Source organism: Mesorhizobium sp. M7D.F.Ca.US.004.03.1.1 (genome assembly GCF_003998635.1).
Classification (GTDB): Bacteria; Pseudomonadota; Alphaproteobacteria; order Rhizobiales; family Rhizobiaceae; genus Mesorhizobium; species Mesorhizobium loti.
In genome coordinates this window covers 1-430 of sequence record NZ_RZQG01001825.1, presented here as the reverse complement: position 1 = coordinate 430, position 430 = coordinate 1, and the positions used below count along the sequence as shown (strand labels likewise).

The following is a 430-nucleotide window of genomic DNA, read 5'->3' as shown; positions in this document are numbered from 1 at the left end:
TTGGTTTTCTTCCGGTCCCATGCGACGCGCTGGCCGACAACCGATGAAATCGGCACGCGGTCGCGGATCTCGTCGAGGAAGGCGGGTGGAAAGCGCATCGGGGAACTCGTTTCCCCACCATATAATCATGCCTGCGAAGTCCGACGACCCCTAATGCGGGCCATACCCGGTTTCCACAGGGCAAAAAGAAAGGCGGCCGTTGCGGGCCGCCTCGCTTCAATGGCCGGCCAGGTGCCGGTTACTGTGCGGCAAGCGCGCCGAAGATGACGCCGGAGAGGATGCCGACCAGCACATAGTCGTTGCCGACGCGGATCCATTCCTGGCCGCGGCCGGGACGATGCAGGCCGTAGCGGCCATAGTCGCGGATCGGCTGGTGACGCTTCCAGCTGGAATATTTCTGGCCATTGCGCCAGTTGTTGCGCTTCACGAC

1 protein-coding gene is annotated in these 430 nt (G+C 62.8%); it reads right to left on the bottom strand.

Annotated elements, in window-relative coordinates; genetic code table 11:
• Positions 1 to 238: 238 nt before the first annotated feature.
• Positions 239 to 430 (bottom strand): RcnB family protein (locus EN935_RS40230; RefSeq protein WP_245489204.1); only part of this gene is annotated, 192 nt, incomplete at its 5' end.